Raw genomic sequence first — 18,096 nt, 5'->3', positions numbered from 1 at the left:
TAACAGTATGCGACAGTTTTAAAAGTTTTAAATAACGTAAAAAGCACTTTTAATTTTAAATGATTGGAGAAAATTATGTCATTACGAGTGTATAATACATTAGGGAAAAAAATTGAAGAATTTAAGCCGCTCAGCGGAATGAAGGTCGGGTTTTACGGTTGCGGTCCAACTGTTTATAATTATGCGCATATCGGTAATTTGCGCGCCTATGTTTTTCAGGATATCCTAACACGAACTCTATCCTTTTTGGGCTATGATGTTACACATGTTATGAATATTACCGATGTCGGGCACCTCTCGGGTGATAATGACGAGGGGGAAGACAAAATGGTTAAATCTGCAAAAGAACGCGGCAAGTCGGTAATGCAAATTGCGGATTATTACACTAAAGCTTTCTTTACCGATACTGAGCGGCTGAATATATTAAAACCGACTATTGTCTGTAAAGCAACCGATCATATCCCCGAAATGATAGCCCTTATAAAAAGGCTTGAAGAGCGCGGGCATACCTATTTTTCAGAAGGCAATTTATATTACGATATTTCTACCTTTCCGGATTACGGGAAAATGGCGGGTTTTACCCTTGATGAGTTAAAGGCGGGAGCCCGTGTTGCTATTGATAAAAATAAAAAAAATCCGCACGATTTTGTGCTTTGGTTTACACAGAGCAAATTTGAAAATCAAGCTCTTTTATGGGATTCTCCTTGGGGCAAGGGGTATCCGGGATGGCATATTGAATGCTCAGCAATGAGTATGAAATATCTCGGAGAACAATTTGAGATTCACTCCGGCGGGATTGATCATATACGTATTCACCACACAAATGAAATAGCGCAGTCGGAAGGCGCAACCGGCAAACCTTGGGTAAAATATTGGATGCACAATGAATTCCTTGTTATGAATAAAGGGAAAATGTCAAAATCAAGCGGAGAGTTTATTACATTACAAGCGGTAATTGATAAAGGGTTTGATCCGATAGACTACCGTTTTTTACTTTTGGGAGGACATTACCGAAGTCAACTTACCTTTTCATGGGAAGCAATGGAAACCGCAAAAAATGCGCGGAAAAGCCTTCAGCAGCGAATTGAAAATCTTAAAAGCGGTATAGAAAATCTTTCTCTCATTGAAGAAAAAATATCCGCTTCCGATGCCGAAAAACTGCTTCGGAATTCTCCTGCATTACCGTATTTTGAGTCTTTTGTGCAAGCTCTTGAAGATGACTTATCAACTCCGCGTGCCATTTCTGAAATGCAACAACTTATAAAAGACAAAACAATTTCCGCTGAAGACCGATTAAAAACACTTTCAATTTTTGATCAGATTTTTGGCTTAAATCTTTTTGAAAAATCGGAGTCGAACAGCAACAAGCAAGAATCCGCAATGGATGAGCAGAGCATTTTAACGCTGATACAAGAAAGAACTGATGCGAAAAACGCAAAAAACTATCAACGTGCAGATGAAATTCGGGACGAGTTGCGTACGAAAGGAATAATACTTGAAGATACACCGAAAGGGACCGTTTGGAAAAGAATATAGATTACCTTCTGTAAAGTTGAACTGTTAAAAAACGGTAATTTTTAATGCAATATAACTGTTATTGTTCCGTGCCGAAAAAATCGGCAGTTTTTAGCAAGAGAAGGACGACAGGGAAGCTATACTCACTTTTGTGATGTAACATTTTGGAGGGTAATTTGTTTGGTTCAGAGAAGACGCTGAGGGCAGCGGATGAAAATGATTTTAGATTAATCTATGATTCCGTTATGCCGGTATTATATAAGGTTGTATACAATATTGTACGGGAAGAAGATGCGGCAGAGGATATTTGCCACGATGCATTAATAAAGATGATGGAAAAAAACATGGAATTCCCGTCTATTAATGATTCAAAATATTGGCTTATTCGGGTTGTCAAAAATGCTTCGTTAAATTATGCAAACCGTAGAACGCGCGAACGTAAAGCATATGAAAAAGCTTTGAAAGAAGATGTCCGCAAGTCGGAATCCGGTGAAATTACTGTATTAAAAGAAGAAACAGTAAATACCGTTCAACTTGCATTAGAGAAGCTGCCGATAAAGTTAAGGATTGTATTACAATTAAAAGAATACGGCGATCTTAATTACAAAGAGATAGGCAGAATTTTAGGTATTACTGAAGGAAATGTAAAAGTTCGCGTGTTCAGAGCGCGAGAACAATTAGCAAAATATATAGGAGAAACAGATGTCTATATGCCCTGACAAAGAATTATTTTCCGCATACAGTGACGGAGAAGTCCCCTCTCCATGGAAAGAAAAACTGGAAGATCATATTGGGCGGTGTTCAGACTGCTCAAAAACTTTTTCAGCATATCAAAAACTCCATGATGTCATGCAACAAGCAGGAGAAACTCCTGCTATAGACCTTACAGCTTCTTTTGAAAAATTGAGTATCAAGCGGCAAGATGTTTTACTTGCACGATATTCTTCTAAATTTTCCTATGAAGATTCGTGGCTTCACCGTTCTGTCAAGATACCTTTACCAACGATAGCAGCCGCTGCCTTATTATTGGCAGTATGCTCTCCGCTTTTGTTTTTTGCTAAAAAAAATGTGCCGGATGAGTTTATTGCTGTAGAATCGGATTTCAAACCGATTGTTCCCAGCGCCTTTTTTTACGGTAACTCAAATAGTTTACCAATTCATGAACTTGCGGTAAAAAAATCATTATACAGCCGAGATTTACCGTTAAACTCAATTACAAAACAGGCGGCTTCAAATCAGACTGTCGCATTTACGGTAGGCGATTTTGCCAAGCTTTACGGAATAAATAATAAGAATTTTAATGATGATCAAATGGTGATTATCAGGCTACCGATTACAAAGTTACGATCTTTAAATCATTTTAACAACGAGGATAATACTCAAACGCTTGTTACAAATTATTCTTTTGGTAAATAGCGAATAGCAAATGAGTAGTAATTTTTCTCGTCTTTTTAGGAAATCTCCTCTTTTTCGGTTTTTCATGCTTATTTTTACTCTTGCGGTAATTGGAGGAGGTTTTTCTTTTTTTATCTCTTTAATTAAAAAAAAACCTGTCATAACGGAAATAAAACCGGAGCTTTTTACTCGCGGACAAGAAATTACTATTTACGGAGAACATTTCGGGGAACCCTCCGATTTTACATGGATTAAAATCGGCGACCAGAAATTAGCTTCCGCAACGTGCCGACAATGGAATAATTCTTCTATCAGTTTTACCGTTCCCGAGGCAAGTCATGAAAAACTTTTATCGGTACATGTAAACGGAAAATCAAGCAATCTGAAATTTTTGGCGGACACGGATATGTTGCCTGCCTATCACCATAAAAAAAATGTTTTTTTGCAGCCTCAAATCGAGAGCAGCAATACCGATGCCGCTGAAATAGGAAAAATAATCTCTTTATACGGTAAAAATTTCGGAACCGCAAGAAACGGCGCTCTCGTTGTTTTTACTGCTGCAAATGAAATTCTTAATAAAACAGTAAAACTTTCGGATCATCCGTCAATAAACGGTGCTATTTGTTCACCCGTTAACTTTGATTATGATTATTGGAGCGACCGAGAGTTGCGAATTCGGGTTCCCGATGGAGCGAGTTCGGGGAATATTTTTATCATTACAGATCAAGGGACAAGCAATCCCTATCCTTTTAAGCTTAAAAACAGGGTCGGCTCTAAAATTTATACCGATAAACGCAGCTATCAGGTTGTGGAAGAAATTGAGATTTCAAATATTGTTGCGTCAAAACCGAATACGTTTTTTATACGCATGCCAATCCCTCCGATAACAGGAGTGCAAAATAATATTTCAATTCTTTCAATCAAACCGAAGCCCTTTGTGGAAAATTTCCAAGATTCTACTTTACACCGCTTTAGCGATCTTGAAGAAGGTACCAACATCAGAATTCGACAGGAGTATATGCTTGATCGCTATAAAGTTGAAACAAAAATAAATCCAGCAGCGGTTAGAATTAATGCAAAAATGAATGAACCACTTTATGCCGCATACACCGCTTCCGATACTTTTATTCCCGCAAATGATGAAGTTATTCAAAAGCAATCTCAATCAATTGTTAAAAATGAAAGAAATCCGTATTTAAAAGCAAAAAAAATATATACTTTTTTATTAAACAATATAAAACCTAAACAGGGGAATCCTGAAGATGCCGGAAAACCTATTATTGCTGCCTTAGAATCAAAACTTGCAGATGCTTATGATATGAGTCTGCTTTTTTGCGCTCTTACCCGAGCGGCGGGGATCCCCTCGGTACCAACCGCAGGAATTGTTATTGATTCAAATAAAAATACATATTTGCACTGGTGGGCTGAATTTTATCTGGAAGGGTTTGGCTGGATTCCGGTTGATTTAGGGCTAGCTTGTAACATGCCTTTTGATTCCGGAGTTCAGGATAAAAAAAATTGGTATTTTGGCAACATTGATGCATTTCATATTGCCTTTTCAAGAGGAATACAAAGACAAACTCCGATGATTTCAAACGGAAGAATTGTTTCGGGCAAAAGGAGCTATGCTCTTCGCACAATTTGGGAAGAAACGACCCCGAGTATTTCAGCGTATACTTCTTTGTGGCGCACGCCGAAGGTTATTGCAGTTTATTAAAACAGACTTTAGCCAAGCGGATACATTTGAATTTCTATTTTCTCGAAGATAGTTCTTTAAAATTTTACTTGAATAGTTTTCGTATAATGATTAAACTGGATTTAAATTGAAGGATAGTGCATAGACTGGTTGATTACAATCTGCTTATACATCCGACCGAGTTTAGCGTTTGTTTTTATCATGAAACATTGTATTAGTACGGTGCTTTTTCATTATGTAAAACAACATAAATTCTGAATTTTATTTTCGCCCGCATCGGCAGACGGATGCAGTCAAATTCTTTGCAGAACAGAGTTCTAAAACTCTGATAATTCCGCAAAACTTTTATAGGAGATAAAAAATGGTTACGGTATTATCTGTCGGAGGTTCGATTGTTGCCCCCGAAACACCTGATTCTGAATTTATAGATAAGTTTGCAACTACTATTATTACTTGGCTTAAAGAAGACTTCTCTCGTAAAATAATAATGGTTGTCGGAGGGGGAGGTCCTGCACGCATATATCAAAAAGCCTACAAAAATGTAGTAAAAGAAAAAGTGGTAGATGCCGATGCAGATTGGATAGGAATTATGGCAACCAGACTCAATGCACAATTATTAAAAGCTGTATTTGGACAGCTTTGCCCTAATTCCGTTGTAACCGACCCGACAGCTGTTGAAATTTTTTCCGGACAAGTTCTTATTGCGGCGGGATGGAAGCCGGGCTTTTCTACGGACAATGACGCGGTATTACTTGCCGAAAGGTTTTCCGCTACGAGAGTCATCAATCTTTCAAATATTGCGAAAGTATATACCGATGACCCGAAAACAAATCCCGAAGCAAAACCGATTGATCAAATCAGTTGGGATGATTTTATAAAAATTGTCGGAACTGAATGGGTTCCCGGAAAAAGCACACCATTTGATCCTGTTGCAAGCTTACGGGCAAAAAAATCGGGGATACAAGTTATTTGTGCTGCCGGACGTGATTTGGAAAATATAGAAAAAATTCTCAACGGCGAACCGTTTATAGGAACAGTAATCGGATAAATATGAATGATTATTATAAAATTTTAGGCGTCAGTGCTACCGCCTCAGATGATGAAATAAAAAAGGCTTTCAGAAATAAAGCATTAAAATATCATCCCGATAAAAATCCTAATAATCCCCGTGCTGAAGAAGAATTCAAAAAAATAAATGAAGCGTACTCCGTATTGTCAGACGAAAATAAGCGCGCTGCCTATGATTCTCAAAGAAATTTCTCATATCAATGGGGAGAAAGTCAATGGAGCGAAAATGCGCATTCACAAAGGGATTATTCTCCGTTCGGTACGTATTGGTATGAAAAACACTATACCAATACATACCGAAATGATTCATCAAACAAAAACGATTCTTCCTATTCAAAAAAAGATGCCTTTAGCTTTTTAGCACAAGGAATCTTTTTTGTAATTCTTGCCGTACTAAGTCTAAAATTTACTATTATATTCGGATTTTTTGGATTATTACTCAGTATTTCTTTTTTTACAAAGGGAATAAAATCATTAGGAACAGGATTATCTCTTTTATTTAAATAAATATTTTAGCGTTCTCTGAACATGATTCTGCCGCGATTTAGATCATACGGAGATAAGGCAACCTTTACCGTATCGCCTGGCACAATTCTAATATAATGTTTACGCATTTTTCCGGACAGATACGCTAAAATTTCATGTCCGTTTTTTAATTCTACCTTAAAAGTTGTATTAGGAAGCGCCTCCTTCACAACACCTTCTACTTCAATTGCTTCTTCTTTTGCCACATTTCCTCCAAAGATCACAAAAAGCGTAAAATACCATTGCTTTTTTTTGTTTCATCGGTATAATTCTAAAACCTATTTTCTTATTTGTCAACAGGGGAAATAGGCAGAAAGGGGAGTAGAGATTTCTACAAAAATAATTTAAAGGAGTCACAATTGAAAAAAGAATTTATTGATGAAATGAAAGAAGTTTTACAAAACAACAAAATCGAGTTGCTAAAGACTCTTGCAGCTCATAATGAGGATTTTAATGCAATCATTGAAGGTGTTGACCCCAAAGATTTCGGTGATATTGCCGCAGATGATACAGACAGAAAAATGCTCGAATCTATGGGAGCAAAGGGTGTAAAGCAGCTGCAACAAATTGATTCCGCCTTGGCTCGCATCGAACAAGGAAAATATGGAAAATGTATAAAATGCAATAAAGAAATACCGGAAGATCGCTTGCGAGCACTTCCCTATGCACTCATGTGCATTGAATGCCAAAGTGCTTCGGAGCAAAAAAAGAAAAGAAACTGAAAAAGGTTACCCCCTTATCATTTAAAAACTACATATTAGGAAAGTATTTTTTTAATAATTTTATCAAAGTTTCTCTATTGAAGGGTTTTGTAAGAACATCATTCATACCGCATGCAAGGTAGGAATCTTCTTCATTTTCCTGAGCGCTTGCGGTGCAGGCTATGATCACTGTTTTTATCCCCAGTTCTCTTATCTTTGCGGTAGCTTCATATCCGTTAAGAAAAGGTAGTTGGATGTCCATAAAGATAAGATCAAATGGTTTTGTGCATGCAATTTCTACCGCCTTTTTGCCATCTTCTACTGCGGTTACAATACATCCGCTTTTTTCAAGAAGTGCTTTTATCAGCTGCCTGTTTACCGGATGATCTTCTACAACCAATATTTTCAGTCCGAAAAAATATACTGAAGTATCTTCTTCATAATCTTCAACAGATTCAAGCTCTTCAAGCGGTTCAGTCGCAGTGTCTGAAAGCAATGCGGCTGCAGTATTTAAACTTCGCAACAGTGTTTCTTTTTTGAGCGGCTTGTATAAATACCCTGAAAACCATGTTAATAATTTCATTTTTGCATCCGCCCGCAACACACCCTCGGGGATCATCAAAAAAAGCAGGCAACTGCTTATTTCCGGATCATTATGAATTTCTGCACCAAGCCTCCATCCATCCATACGAGGCATTATCATGTCAATAAAACAAATTTGAAACGGATCGCTTTTTGCGGATTCGCGTAAAAGTTTTAAAGCTTCTTTGCCGGACTTTGCAAAAAAAACATTCGAAAATCGGATATAATCAGCCAACTTTGATAAATACTTGTGCACATTTAAGTTGTCGTCAACAATTAAGATCTTAGTAGTGTTTTTTAATAGAATAGTATGGTTACATTCTTGTTTTTTTGCTTGCGTCATTGGCAGTTTAAACCAAAAGATAGAGCCATGCGGCTTATTATCTTTTACGCCGATTTCTCCATTAAGCATTTTTATAATATTTTTTGAAATTGCAAGCCCGAGGCCTGTGCCTCCGAATCTTCTGCTGACAGAAGCTTCTGTCTGATAAAAAACAGTAAAAAGTTTTTCTTTTTGTTCATCGGTGATACCAATGCCGGTATCCGCAATTTCAAAATAAAGAGCAGGCATTGCCTTTCCGTCTTTATCGGGAAGTTCCGCTTCAAATACGTCAACAGTAACCGAACCTTTCTCGGTAAATTTTACCGCATTTTTCATTAAATTCAAAAGAATCTGTTTTAAACGACCGGGATCACCGATAAAATAAGGATTAAGCGCCGGACTCATGTTCAGCAAAATTTCAAGTCCCTTTTTATGCCCTTCTATTGCAATAAAATCAATGGATGATTCCATCAAGCTTACAAGATCAAAGGGAATATTTTCAAACTGCATGCTTCCTACTTCGAGTTTTGAAAAATCTAAAATATCGTTTACCAACTCTAAAAGAATCTCTGCGCTGAAATTTATTTGTCGTATATACTCTTTTTGTTCCTGATCAAGTTTTGTTGTACGTAATAACTCCATCATCCCGATCATTGTTTGAATCGGAGTTCTAATATCATGACTGACATTTGCTAAAAATTGTTTATGTATTTTTTTAGATTTTATCGTTTCTTCTTTTTCAGATTGTACAAGTTTGTCATGTTGTTTTTGCTGCGTAATATCATTGAGTATAATAAAATAGTTATTATCTTGCTGCTTTTCCAATGTAGCTTTAAAATCTTTATTGGAAGGACTCATCCATTCAATAACTATCGGAACGTCCGTACTTTCCGTTAATTTTTGAAAGATGTTTGTAATACCGCATTCATTAAAAAAATCAAAGATAGATTTTTGTTTAGCATTCCCTGTTCCAAAGTATTGTGGAAGTAAATTTTCCGCTGCACGATTCCAGGCGAGTGGAATACCGTTCGCAGTTACTATCATACAAGCAAAACTTGAATGCGAAAGATAGTCTTTAACTTTATTATCAAAAAGAGTCATTTTTATTTCCTTTTTAACCCTGCATATGCTTTTTTTAAAAACTCTGCCGCTCGTTCATTTTGCGGGTTTTTTTCTAAAATATATTGAAAGGTTTTTATTGCGTCTTCGGCTTTTTTATCCCGCAAATAAAAAATACCTTCAATAAGCATGGTGTCCGGATTTTCTCCAAAGGTTTTTCGTGCCGCGACAAGAAGGTTGAGGGCGCTTTTGGTTTGTCCCATTTTATCAAGACAGTATACAAGATTATGCAGTAAAATTTTTTCTTCAGGTTTTTGGCGAAGCAAAGATCGATATAGAATGGCGGCTTTTCGATACTGTCCCGCTTTTCGCCGATTGAGGGCGAGTTGGGGCGCAAAATTTGCTCCTGAAATTTGAGATGCAAGAATTTCGATATTATCGGCGGCTTCTTCCCAGCGCTCTTGCTTTTGCAAAAATTCAATAAAATCTTTGCGCAATACGGTATTATCAGCCCACCGTGAGAAATAGTCTTGGTAACTGGTATGGATTTCCTCGTTTTGACAAAGAGCTTCATAACAGGCAATAAGTCCTATTTTCGCCTCTTCATTATCAGGGTCAATTTCCAATGTTTTTTGATACCAGGGAATTGCCAGTTCAGCCATATCGAGACGAACATAGGTTCTGCCAAGCGCGGTAAATAAAAGAGTATCCGCCTTGCCTTGCTGTGCCAATGCCTGTAAATGCGGCAGCACTTGCTCGGGCGGGTTGTCAATATGCGCCGCAGTAACAACCCGATAATAATACATATCATCGGAATCGCAGCCGGCAGCTTCCGCACGGGGAATTTCCTGCGCAAGTTCTTCCCACCTGCCTGCTTGCTGCAGACAAAGCATAATGCAGTAATGCACAAAGGGATTATCAGGTTCCAGCTTTGCAGCTCGAGCGCAATGATTCAGCGCGGCGGAAAATCGCCCCATATTGCGCTGAGCCTCCGCCATCAAAAGATGTACTTCCGCAGAACTGCCAAAGTTTTTGATATACACGCGCGCGGCGCCTGCGGCTCGTGCCCACAAACCTTCTTCCAAATGTTTACGCACCGTTCCGATTGCTAAAAATTGATCGGAAAGCTCATCGCCTTTTACATTGATGCCCGCCTTGGAAAGGATTTCACTTGCGCCTTCAATATCGCCCATTTGTGCAAGCATTGCAGCGGGATACCACTGCAATGCGGGATCGTCGGGCGCAAACGCCAATGCCGCTTTATACTGCGTCAGTGCTTCGGGAAAAGCTTTTAACGCGCGGAACGCATGTGCAAGATATAAGCGCGGCGCAACACCGTCAATATTATTATTGATTACAAAGGTAAGCATTTGCCGCGCGGTATCCGCATCGCCTTTGCGCAATATTTGCACCGCTTCAATAAAAAGCGCATTCAGATAACCGGTGTTCAGCCGAGTGTTTTTTGGCGCTTTTTGCAAAGCTTCTTCAAACACTGCCCGCGCCTGAGATGCTTTTTTTGCACGAAGGTACGCAAGCCCCAGCAGTGCTTTTGCTTCCAGTGAGGCCTCGTTTATTGCTAAGCTTTTTGTAAGCGCATAAATAGCTTTTTCATAGTTTTGTAAGGAAAGAAAGGTTCGCCCTAAAAAGAACCAGCCGGCGGGGTCTTGCGGTTTCCGCCGAGTATAAGCATTTCCGTACACAACAGCACGCGCATAATTTTTTTCCGCATGCCATGCACGAGATAAATACAGATAGATTTCCGGATGATTTTTATTTGTAGTACTAAAAACGCCTTCTTTCGAATCCGCAATTCCTTGCGCTGCAAGGTCTTCCAAAATTTTAATTGCTTGCGGATAATTACGTGCTTTTCCGGCTTCTACCGCTTCTGCAATACGTGCTGCTGTGGTAGACATTATTTTTTACCGGCTTGCACAAGTGTTACCGCAGAGACAACTACAATATCTTCTACAGAGCAACCGCGTGAAAGATCCGATAAGGGCTTTGCAAAACCTTGTAAAAAAGGACCGTATGCATCGGCTTCCGCTAAGCGTTGTACCAATTTATACCCGATATTACCCGCATCAAGATTAGGGAATACAAGAGTGTTTACCTTGCCGGTTATAGGACTTCCCGGAGCTTTTTTTTCGGTAATAGAAGGCACAAGCGCCGCATCAAGCTGAATCTCTCCATCAAAGAGAAAATCGGGCTTTCGCTCTTTTAACAAAGAAACAGCCTCTTGCACTTTTAAAATGCTTTCATCTTTATTGCCGCCAGAGCCTTTTGTGGAATATGATAAAAGAGCGGCAACCGCCGACTCTCCGGTAAAAGTCTTGCAGCTTTGAGCGGCGGAAACAGCAATATCCGCAAGCTGTTCAGCCGAAGGATTGGGAATAACCGCACAGTCGGAGAAAATAAACACGCCGTTTGCTCCCTGTTTCGGTTTTTTAGTATCGATAACAAAACACGATGAAGCGGTTTTCATTCCGGGCAAGGTTCCGATAACGGTGAGCCCCGCGCGCAATACATTTGCAGTAGAATTCTGCGCTCCGGCAACCATTGCATCCGCCTTATTTTGTACCAACATCATTGCTGCAAAACGTAAGGGATCTTTGATATCTGTTTTTGCCTGTTCAAGCGTAATTCCCTTGTGCTTCCGCTTTTCATAAAATGCCGAAGCAAACCCATCAAGCCATTCGGATGTTTTGGGATTTACAACGGTAATACCGTCAAGACTCACGCCGGTTTTTTTTGCGGCTTCATTAACCGCCGCTTCTTCCCCTATAAGATACAGGGCGGAAACCATTTTTTCATCAACAATTAACCGCGCCGCTTTTAATGTCCGCTCTTCACATGCTTCAGGCAGTACAAGCTTATTCTTGTACTCTTTTGCCGTTGCTCTCATCCGTTCGTTAAAATTCATACTAACCCCCAAAAAATCATACCGAGTAATTTTTTCAAAAAAATGATATCAAATTACTACAAGAAATATTTACACTATAATTGTATCATAATTTTTTACACCTGTCAGTATTTATTTTTATGATGCCTTAATTTTATCTCATCAAAAATAGAGTAAAAAGCGATAATAAAATTATTTTGAAATATCAAAATTTTAGCATAGGAGCGACCCTGTATAGTGTTTTTTGATACCTAATCCGGTTCAATACATTTTATACGAAACGAAAAAATTTATAAAAAAGAGTTTGACACAACGGTTTCATTTTGACTTCCATGTCAAAATGAAACCTATGAGTTTGAAAACTCCGAGTACGCTGTGGTAGTTTTCAAACTCAGTTCTGTTTTGAACCACGGGCGTCCGTGCCCGTGCTGAGTTTGACAACGGTGAGTAATTTACCATAGTGATGCTGAATTTACAAACCGTTATTATTACTACTGCGATTGGTAAAACAGCTATTTAATTACAGAACGTTATACCTGGTGGTACCCCTGTGAAATAAAACCGCCATGCCTAAAAGGTTTAAAAAAAGTATCTGAGGAAATTATGAATCCCCTCCCAATCACATGCGCTCTTTGTTTAAACGCCCAAACTCCTTCGTATTTCATACAGGAGAATTCCGGCAGCGACGGATACGTTGAGGCTGTCGAGTTTTCCCCGCGTGGGAATGGCAATAAGCGAATCGCAGCAGTTTTTCAGAAGGCGGGCAATCCCCGAGCCCTCGCTGCCCAAAATCAAAAGTATTTTTTGCGGAAACGAGAGCTTTCCGATCGGCTCTCCGCTTGCATCGGCGCCATATACCCAAAAGCCTTCTTTTTTGCATTGCTCGGCGGTTCGCACAAGGTTCGGCACTTCGATAAGTGGCACCCATGCAGTAGCTCCGGCGCTTATTTTTGCAATAATTTCGGAATCTCCTGCGGAATGCCGCTGCGGCACAATAACCGCATCTACGCCGAACTGGTCGGCACTTCTGACAATTGCCCCGATATTATGCGGATCGGTAATTGAATCCGCCATAAGAATGAGGGCGGATTCTTTTTTTCTCACCGCTGCAAAAATTTCTTCTATAGAAATAGAAGAGACAGACCCCTTTGCCGATTCTTTTTTTTCTGCGGTAAGTAAAATGCCGCGATGAGCGCGCAGACTTTCGGGCAAGGAGCTTGCCATTGAATCAAGCTGCGCATCGCTTGACTGAATGCACCGCACGCCTAATTGCCCCGCTTGCGCAATAATCTTTTTTACACGCGGCCCCGATTTTGCATAATACAGGGTAATCCCGCTCCGCTCTTCCGCGGTACTTGCCCGCAATCTTTCTTCAATACTGTGAAAACCGCTTATAATTATCATAGCTTATAAATCAAACACCTCTCCGTATTTTACAATATGAGCGGAAAAATCCCGCTCCGCAAGATAGTCTTGCAAAAACTTTTGCGCATCGGGCTCTCCGTGCACCAAATAAATTTTTTGAAGACGAGAGGTGTCAAGCGACTGAAGCCATTCGGTTGATTCCGCATAGTCCGCATGTGCGCTGAAGGCGTTAATCTGAACAATTTCCGCCCGTACCTGATGCCATTCTCCGAAAATCTTTACTTCGGTCTCTCTGTTTTGTAAACGCCGCCCAAGCGTATTTTCCGCCATAAAACCGACAAGCAAAATTTTTGTTGTCGGGTTTTCAATATTATTTGAAAGATGGTGAGTAACCCGCCCGAATTCGCACATGCCGTCCGCACTGATGATAATCATCGGGCCGTCAATGGTATTTAATTCTTTTGATTCACCGACACTGGTAATAAACTTCAGCGCATTAAATCCGAACGGATTTTTATGATGCTTAACAAAAGCTTCTTGTGTTTCTTTATCATAACATTCCGGATGTACTTGAAAAATACTGGTTGCATTTACCGCCATCGGAGAATCCACATAAATGGGAATCTCGGGGATAATCTGCTTATCCACCAAAAGATGAAAATAATACACAAGCTCCTGTGTCCGCTCAACCGCGAACGCCGGAATAATCATCTTGCCGCATGAGCGCACCAACTCTTTTGCGGTTCTTGCAAGAATATGCAGGGCATTGTCCAAATCCTCATGCCGGCGATTCCCGTACGTGCTTTCCAGTACAATATAATCCACCGGAGGAATAGTATCGGGGTCGCGTATAATCGGTTTGTTTTTTCTGCCGAGGTCGCCGGTATAGGCAATTTTCACTTCTTTGCCCGAAGAATCCCGCACCGTCAGCAACGCCATTGCGGAGCCTAAAATATGTCCGGCATCATAAAATTCAAGCAATACCTTTGAGCTTAACCAAGTAGCTCGATGATACGAAACCGTCACAAATTGATTAACCGTATTGACCACATCCTCTTCGTCAAAAAGCGGCTGCCAATCAAAACGCTCCCCCTTCTTTTTTGCCTGTTTAGATAAAAACTCGGCATCGCGTGCCTGAATACGCGCCGAATCCATCAAAATAAGATTCGCAATATCCCTTGTTGCAGGCGTTGCATAAATATTTCCCTTAAATCCGTGTATTGATAAAAGCGGCAATAACCCGCAGTGGTCATAATGCCCGTGCGTTAAAATGACGGCAGTCAACTTATCCGCCGGCACATTAAAATCCCGATTCTTTTTATCAGCCTCCGCACGCCTGCCCTGAAAAGCCCCGCAGTCAATCAAATACAGCTCATCATCAACTTCCAACATATGCTTGGAACCGGTAACCTCTTGAGCCGCTCCCAGCGAATACATCTTAATACTCATAGTTTTATTTTACACTAAAAAAAATCAAAAAACAACTAAAAATCTACAATGCACAAATCCCGCATAGACAGTTTTTGTATACGGGTGTTCCGGCGCTTAGAATACGGGGCGCCGTCGCTGCTCTCCAAGGCTCCGCCTATCGGCTCCGGTACAAAGCCGCTGAAATTGGCGCGGCTTTGTGTACAACAGCGCAATTATTGAAATAATTGCGCTGTTCCTTTCCGGCAGCTAACACGGGGGACTTTTTGACATCCGTGTCAAAAAGTCCCCTACGAGTTTTAAAGCTTTACAAACTACCTTGCTTTAAAACATCGCACGATATAATTTTGACATCCGTGTCAAAATTATATCTACGAGTTTACAAACAAAACTTTGCTATTTTTGGTTTTTGTTTGTAAACATCGCTTCTGTTTGGAACCACGGGCGTCCGTGCCCGTTCTGATTGTATTATCCGTGTAAAAAAAGTTTCCTGTGAGTTTTAAAGCTTTACAAACTACCTTGCGTTAAAACATCGTACGATATAATTTTGACATCCGTGCCCGTTCTTCTTCTCTGATTGTATTATCCGTGTAAAAAAAAGTCTCTTGCGATTTTATACTGTTCTGATTGCAAGGTACCAAAGGCATTCCTATGGTAAATTACTCGCCGTTGCGCCGTGTCGGGCTTTTTTTATAATAGGGAGTTTTTAAACTCGCAGGTTTAGTTTTTGCCACGGACGGCAAAAACTAAACCGGAGCTCCTTTTTATAAAACTCTTTATGCTTCTTAAATGAATTAAAAGCAGATCGAGTTTTCTTTTCTTAAATAATTTATAAATTATCTATCGGAGTATAGCCGGTTTTTTTAAGCAGCTCCATGCCTTGTTTGCCTTTTATCCATTCCAAAAGTTTAAGCGTGTTTTCGCTTGCATCGTCACGCGTAACGGCATAAAAATCTCCGATAATCGGATAGGTTCCGTTTTTGATATTTTCCACTGTGGGCGCAACTCCGTTTAATTTTAAAAGCTTTATGTCGTGATCTTTCATCATCTCGGTTGAATAAAACCAGAACGAAAAGCCTATTGAGTTTTTGAAATTTTTAAAGTCTGCCGCCTTCTCAACAATTGCGCCCATCGAATTTATTCTGTCTGTTTCGGTAGGCTTCATCAACGGCGTGTCGCCCATCAGTTTTTGCAAGGCGGTTTGACTGCCGCTGTTTTCATCTCTTTGGAAAGCTTTTATTTTGCCCAGCTTTCGAGCCGAACTCGGATCAAAATAACTCCAGTCTTGAATCTCTCCTGAATATATTTTCTTTATTTCTTCAATTGTAAGGTTTTCAATCGGATTGTTTGCATTAACGAAAAATATAAATGCTTCCCGCCCAATCGCTGTATAGTTTAAATGAACACCCTTAGCTTTTGCCTCTTCCTCTTGCTCTTTTGAAGGACTTGCCATAAAAATAATATCCGACTCTCCTTTTAAAATTGAGTCGTATGCTTGCGGTGTCGAGCCGCCATACAATAATTTGCTATTAGGAGCATCTTGTAATTTTTCTGCCGGATAAACCGCACGGGCATAAGCGGAATAAATCGGATACAGCGCAATTGCTCCGTTCATTCTCGGAAGATTATCAGAGAGCTTCAAGGTCGACTCTCCATCTAAAAGTTTTACCTTGGAATTTTCTGCATACGGTGAATAAGATTCCAATAATTCATACGGGCTCATACTCACGGTTATGCGGGTTAAATAGAGATGATGCCAAAGAAATCCTGCAAAACTTAAAAATCCGATTGCAATAAAACTAAAAAAACAAATCCTAAAAATCTTCTTTTTAAAGAGCTTCCAAATTAATCCGGTTATGGTAACAGCAACGACAATGGCAATTCCCCAGTCCGCAATATATCCGGATACCGGAGCGTTCATCAGCGTTAGCATTACGAGCTCAACAAACATTACACCCGTTGCCGTAATCCACGTTAAAGCAGTCAGAATTATTTTACCCGCTTTTCGTGTTGGAGGGCGAACTGTAAGAATAATTCCAAGAGCAAGCAATAGTATAAAAACGCTGACAACCAGTACAATATCAACCATACTAATATCCTCCAGTTTCCGGTATTGTATCATGTTCTATTTTTACAGTAAAGAAAATAGAGCGGTGTTTGTCATACAATTACATAAAATAAATCGTAACCCTTTACGCTATACTCAATTTTCTTAAAAAAATTACACATTCTACTTGACTTAATATTATACAACATATAATATTAAGTCAAGATAAGTATTTTTAAAGATGGAGGTATCAGAGAGTGCTTTTTTCGATAAACTCAGGGTTATTGGAAGCCTGTGTTTTAGCCCTACTCAGCCGGGAAGATACCTACGGATATAAGCTTACACAAGATGTGAAGGAACTGATATCTATTTCAGAATCCACATTATATCCGGTATTGCGGCGGTTGCAGGTTGCAGGATTTTTGCAAACCTATGATGTTTCAATTGACAGCCGTAATAGAAAGTATTACAGAATTACTATGGCAGGTAAACGACAGCAAGAATTATATCGTCAGGAATGGGAGGACTACAAAAAGCTCATTGACCATATTTTTGATGGAGGGGAAAAACATGACGCGTAAAGAATTTATGAGAGAGCTACAGGAAAGACTAAAGCAATTGCCAAAAGAAGACCTTGCTATTGCCTTGGATTATTACGAAGAATATTTTGATGAAGCAGGAAAAGAGCGCGAGCAGGATGTAATTGCAGAGTTAAAAAGCCCTGCACATATTGCATCAAAAATTCTGGCAGACTATGCAATAAAAGAAGCAAAGGTTGTGCGTTCCTCGACAAAGAGCGGCTGGCGGGCTTTTTGGTTTACCATTTTGGCAATTTGCGCAGCGCCGGTAGCGGTACCGATTATTATTGCGGCGGTCGCAGTTATCGTTTCGCTTGCCGTCACGGGAATCGCCCTCATATTTGCCTTAGCAGTTAGTGCCGGAGCAGTCTTTTTAAAAGGCGTATTGCTACTCGTCGGAGGCTCGGTTTCCGCTTTGATTTTTGTAGGAGTTGCACTCGTATTAGCAGGAGCGGCAATGTTGGTTTTTTATATTACCGGAATGCTGATAACCGGTATTGCAAAACTAATAAACCGTCGTTCAAAATAAAACATAAAAATTAAAAATACAAACATAATAACGATATAACCACATTATTTAAGAGGAGTCCATAATGGCAACAAAAAAATTATACAGAAGCAATGATGACAAAAAACTTTTCGGTGTATGCGGCGGTATTGCGGAATACTTTGATATTGATTCCACGATTGTGCGGCTTGGCTGGGTCTTACTAACCTTCCTCTCATGCGGCACAGGACTCGTCCTCTATATCATAGCTGCTGCAATTATGCCGATTCAAAAAGATGAGCCCATTCACTATGAGTACACGCATAAATATGAACCGCATAATGACGATCAAGCTTAACCAAGGCAATTTCCGGAAATCTCTTAAAAAAAATTTACGGAAATTGTATAAAGAAATTTTACAAGGAGCCA

The 18,096-nt window shown here is 39.7% G+C and carries 17 protein-coding genes; 10 read left to right on the top strand and 7 right to left on the bottom strand.

What is annotated here, in order from left to right:
- Window positions 1-75: 75 nt before the first annotated feature.
- From FUT79_RS02015 to FUT79_RS01990, 6 genes are all read left to right on the top strand, one after another.
- Entirely contained in the window at window positions 76-1,536 is a 1,461-nt protein-coding gene (locus FUT79_RS02015; protein WP_024753006.1) for a cysteine--tRNA ligase, read from the top strand.
- A 155-nt stretch (window positions 1,537-1,691) separates the two neighbouring features.
- Window positions 1,692-2,234 carry an RNA polymerase sigma factor gene (locus tag FUT79_RS02010; protein WP_024753005.1) on the top strand — a complete coding sequence of 181 codons (543 nt, stop codon included), beginning with the start codon at window positions 1,692-1,694 and terminating at the stop codon, window positions 2,232-2,234.
- Window positions 2,218-2,931, top strand: a complete 714-nt coding sequence (locus FUT79_RS02005) for an anti-sigma factor family protein (protein ID WP_024753004.1) — start codon at window positions 2,218-2,220, stop codon at window positions 2,929-2,931. Before FUT79_RS02010 ends, FUT79_RS02005 begins: the two co-directional genes overlap by 17 nt.
- Before the next feature lie 10 nt (window positions 2,932-2,941).
- Window positions 2,942-4,627 carry a transglutaminase domain-containing protein gene (locus FUT79_RS02000; protein ID WP_024753003.1) on the top strand — a complete coding sequence of 562 codons (1,686 nt, stop codon included), beginning with the start codon at window positions 2,942-2,944 and terminating at the stop codon, window positions 4,625-4,627.
- A 340-nt stretch (window positions 4,628-4,967) separates the two neighbouring features.
- Entirely contained in the window at window positions 4,968-5,654 is a 687-nt protein-coding gene (gene pyrH / locus FUT79_RS01995) for a UMP kinase (RefSeq protein WP_002695411.1), read from the top strand.
- 2 nt (window positions 5,655-5,656) lie between these two features.
- The gene (locus FUT79_RS01990) at window positions 5,657-6,181 is read left to right on the top strand and encodes a J domain-containing protein (protein WP_024753002.1); all 525 of its coding nucleotides are present in this window, start codon (window positions 5,657-5,659) and stop codon (window positions 6,179-6,181) included.
- A gap of 5 nt (window positions 6,182-6,186) precedes the next feature.
- Here the strand turns inward: FUT79_RS01990 and infA are convergent, their stop codons facing one another.
- Complete coding sequence (infA, locus tag FUT79_RS01985) at window positions 6,187-6,405, bottom strand: translation initiation factor IF-1 (protein WP_024753001.1); 219 nt, start codon at window positions 6,403-6,405, stop codon at window positions 6,187-6,189.
- Between the two features lie 153 nt (window positions 6,406-6,558).
- Here infA and FUT79_RS01980 point away from each other — a divergent pair, with 153 nt between their 5' ends.
- Window positions 6,559-6,921: a TraR/DksA family transcriptional regulator gene (locus FUT79_RS01980; protein WP_024753000.1), complete on the top strand. Its 363-nt coding sequence runs from the start codon at window positions 6,559-6,561 to the stop codon at window positions 6,919-6,921.
- 28 nt (window positions 6,922-6,949) lie between these two features.
- Here the strand turns inward: FUT79_RS01980 and FUT79_RS01975 are convergent, their stop codons facing one another.
- The 6 genes from FUT79_RS01975 to FUT79_RS01945 all read right to left on the bottom strand — a co-directional run bounded on the left by FUT79_RS01975 (window position 6,950) and on the right by FUT79_RS01945 (window position 16,644).
- Window positions 6,950-8,905: a response regulator gene (locus FUT79_RS01975; protein ID WP_024752999.1), complete on the bottom strand. Its 1,956-nt coding sequence runs from the start codon at window positions 8,903-8,905 to the stop codon at window positions 6,950-6,952.
- A gap of 2 nt (window positions 8,906-8,907) precedes the next feature.
- The gene (locus FUT79_RS01970) at window positions 8,908-10,776 is read right to left on the bottom strand and encodes a tetratricopeptide repeat protein (protein WP_024752998.1); all 1,869 of its coding nucleotides are present in this window, start codon (window positions 10,774-10,776) and stop codon (window positions 8,908-8,910) included.
- Entirely contained in the window at window positions 10,776-11,783 is a 1,008-nt protein-coding gene (gene pta / locus FUT79_RS01965) for a phosphate acetyltransferase (RefSeq protein ID WP_044634492.1), read from the bottom strand. Before pta ends, FUT79_RS01970 begins: the two co-directional genes overlap by 1 nt.
- Before the next feature lie 615 nt (window positions 11,784-12,398).
- Window positions 12,399-13,166, bottom strand: a complete 768-nt coding sequence (rlmB, locus tag FUT79_RS01955) for a 23S rRNA (guanosine(2251)-2'-O)-methyltransferase RlmB (RefSeq protein ID WP_024752996.1) — start codon at window positions 13,164-13,166, stop codon at window positions 12,399-12,401.
- 3 nt (window positions 13,167-13,169) lie between these two features.
- A complete protein-coding gene (locus FUT79_RS01950) occupies window positions 13,170-14,576 on the bottom strand; it encodes an MBL fold metallo-hydrolase RNA specificity domain-containing protein (protein ID WP_024752995.1) in 1,407 nt (468 codons plus the stop codon).
- A gap of 808 nt (window positions 14,577-15,384) precedes the next feature.
- Window positions 15,385-16,644 (bottom strand): PstS family phosphate ABC transporter substrate-binding protein, encoded by a 1,260-nt coding sequence (locus FUT79_RS01945; RefSeq protein ID WP_024752994.1) that lies wholly within the window; start codon window positions 16,642-16,644, stop codon window positions 15,385-15,387.
- 215 nt (window positions 16,645-16,859) lie between these two features.
- On the opposite strand from FUT79_RS01945, the gene FUT79_RS01940 reads away from it, so the two are divergent.
- The 3 genes from FUT79_RS01940 (at window position 16,860) to FUT79_RS01930 (ending at window position 18,025) form a co-directional block, all read left to right on the top strand.
- Window positions 16,860-17,183, top strand: a complete 324-nt coding sequence (locus FUT79_RS01940; protein WP_024752993.1) for a PadR family transcriptional regulator — start codon at window positions 16,860-16,862, stop codon at window positions 17,181-17,183.
- Window positions 17,173-17,709, top strand: a complete 537-nt coding sequence (locus FUT79_RS01935; protein ID WP_024752992.1) for a DUF1700 domain-containing protein — start codon at window positions 17,173-17,175, stop codon at window positions 17,707-17,709. Before FUT79_RS01940 ends, FUT79_RS01935 begins: the two co-directional genes overlap by 11 nt.
- A 64-nt stretch (window positions 17,710-17,773) precedes the next feature.
- Complete coding sequence (locus FUT79_RS01930; protein ID WP_002697230.1) at window positions 17,774-18,025, top strand: PspC domain-containing protein; 252 nt, start codon at window positions 17,774-17,776, stop codon at window positions 18,023-18,025.
- The last annotated feature ends 71 nt before the right edge of the window (window positions 18,026-18,096 follow it).

Source organism: Treponema phagedenis (genome assembly GCF_008153345.1).
In the GTDB taxonomy this organism is placed as follows: domain Bacteria; phylum Spirochaetota; class Spirochaetia; order Treponematales; family Treponemataceae; genus Treponema; species Treponema phagedenis.
The sequence above is the reverse complement of the archived record's forward strand: the minus strand, read 5'-3'. Positions and strand labels throughout refer to the sequence as shown.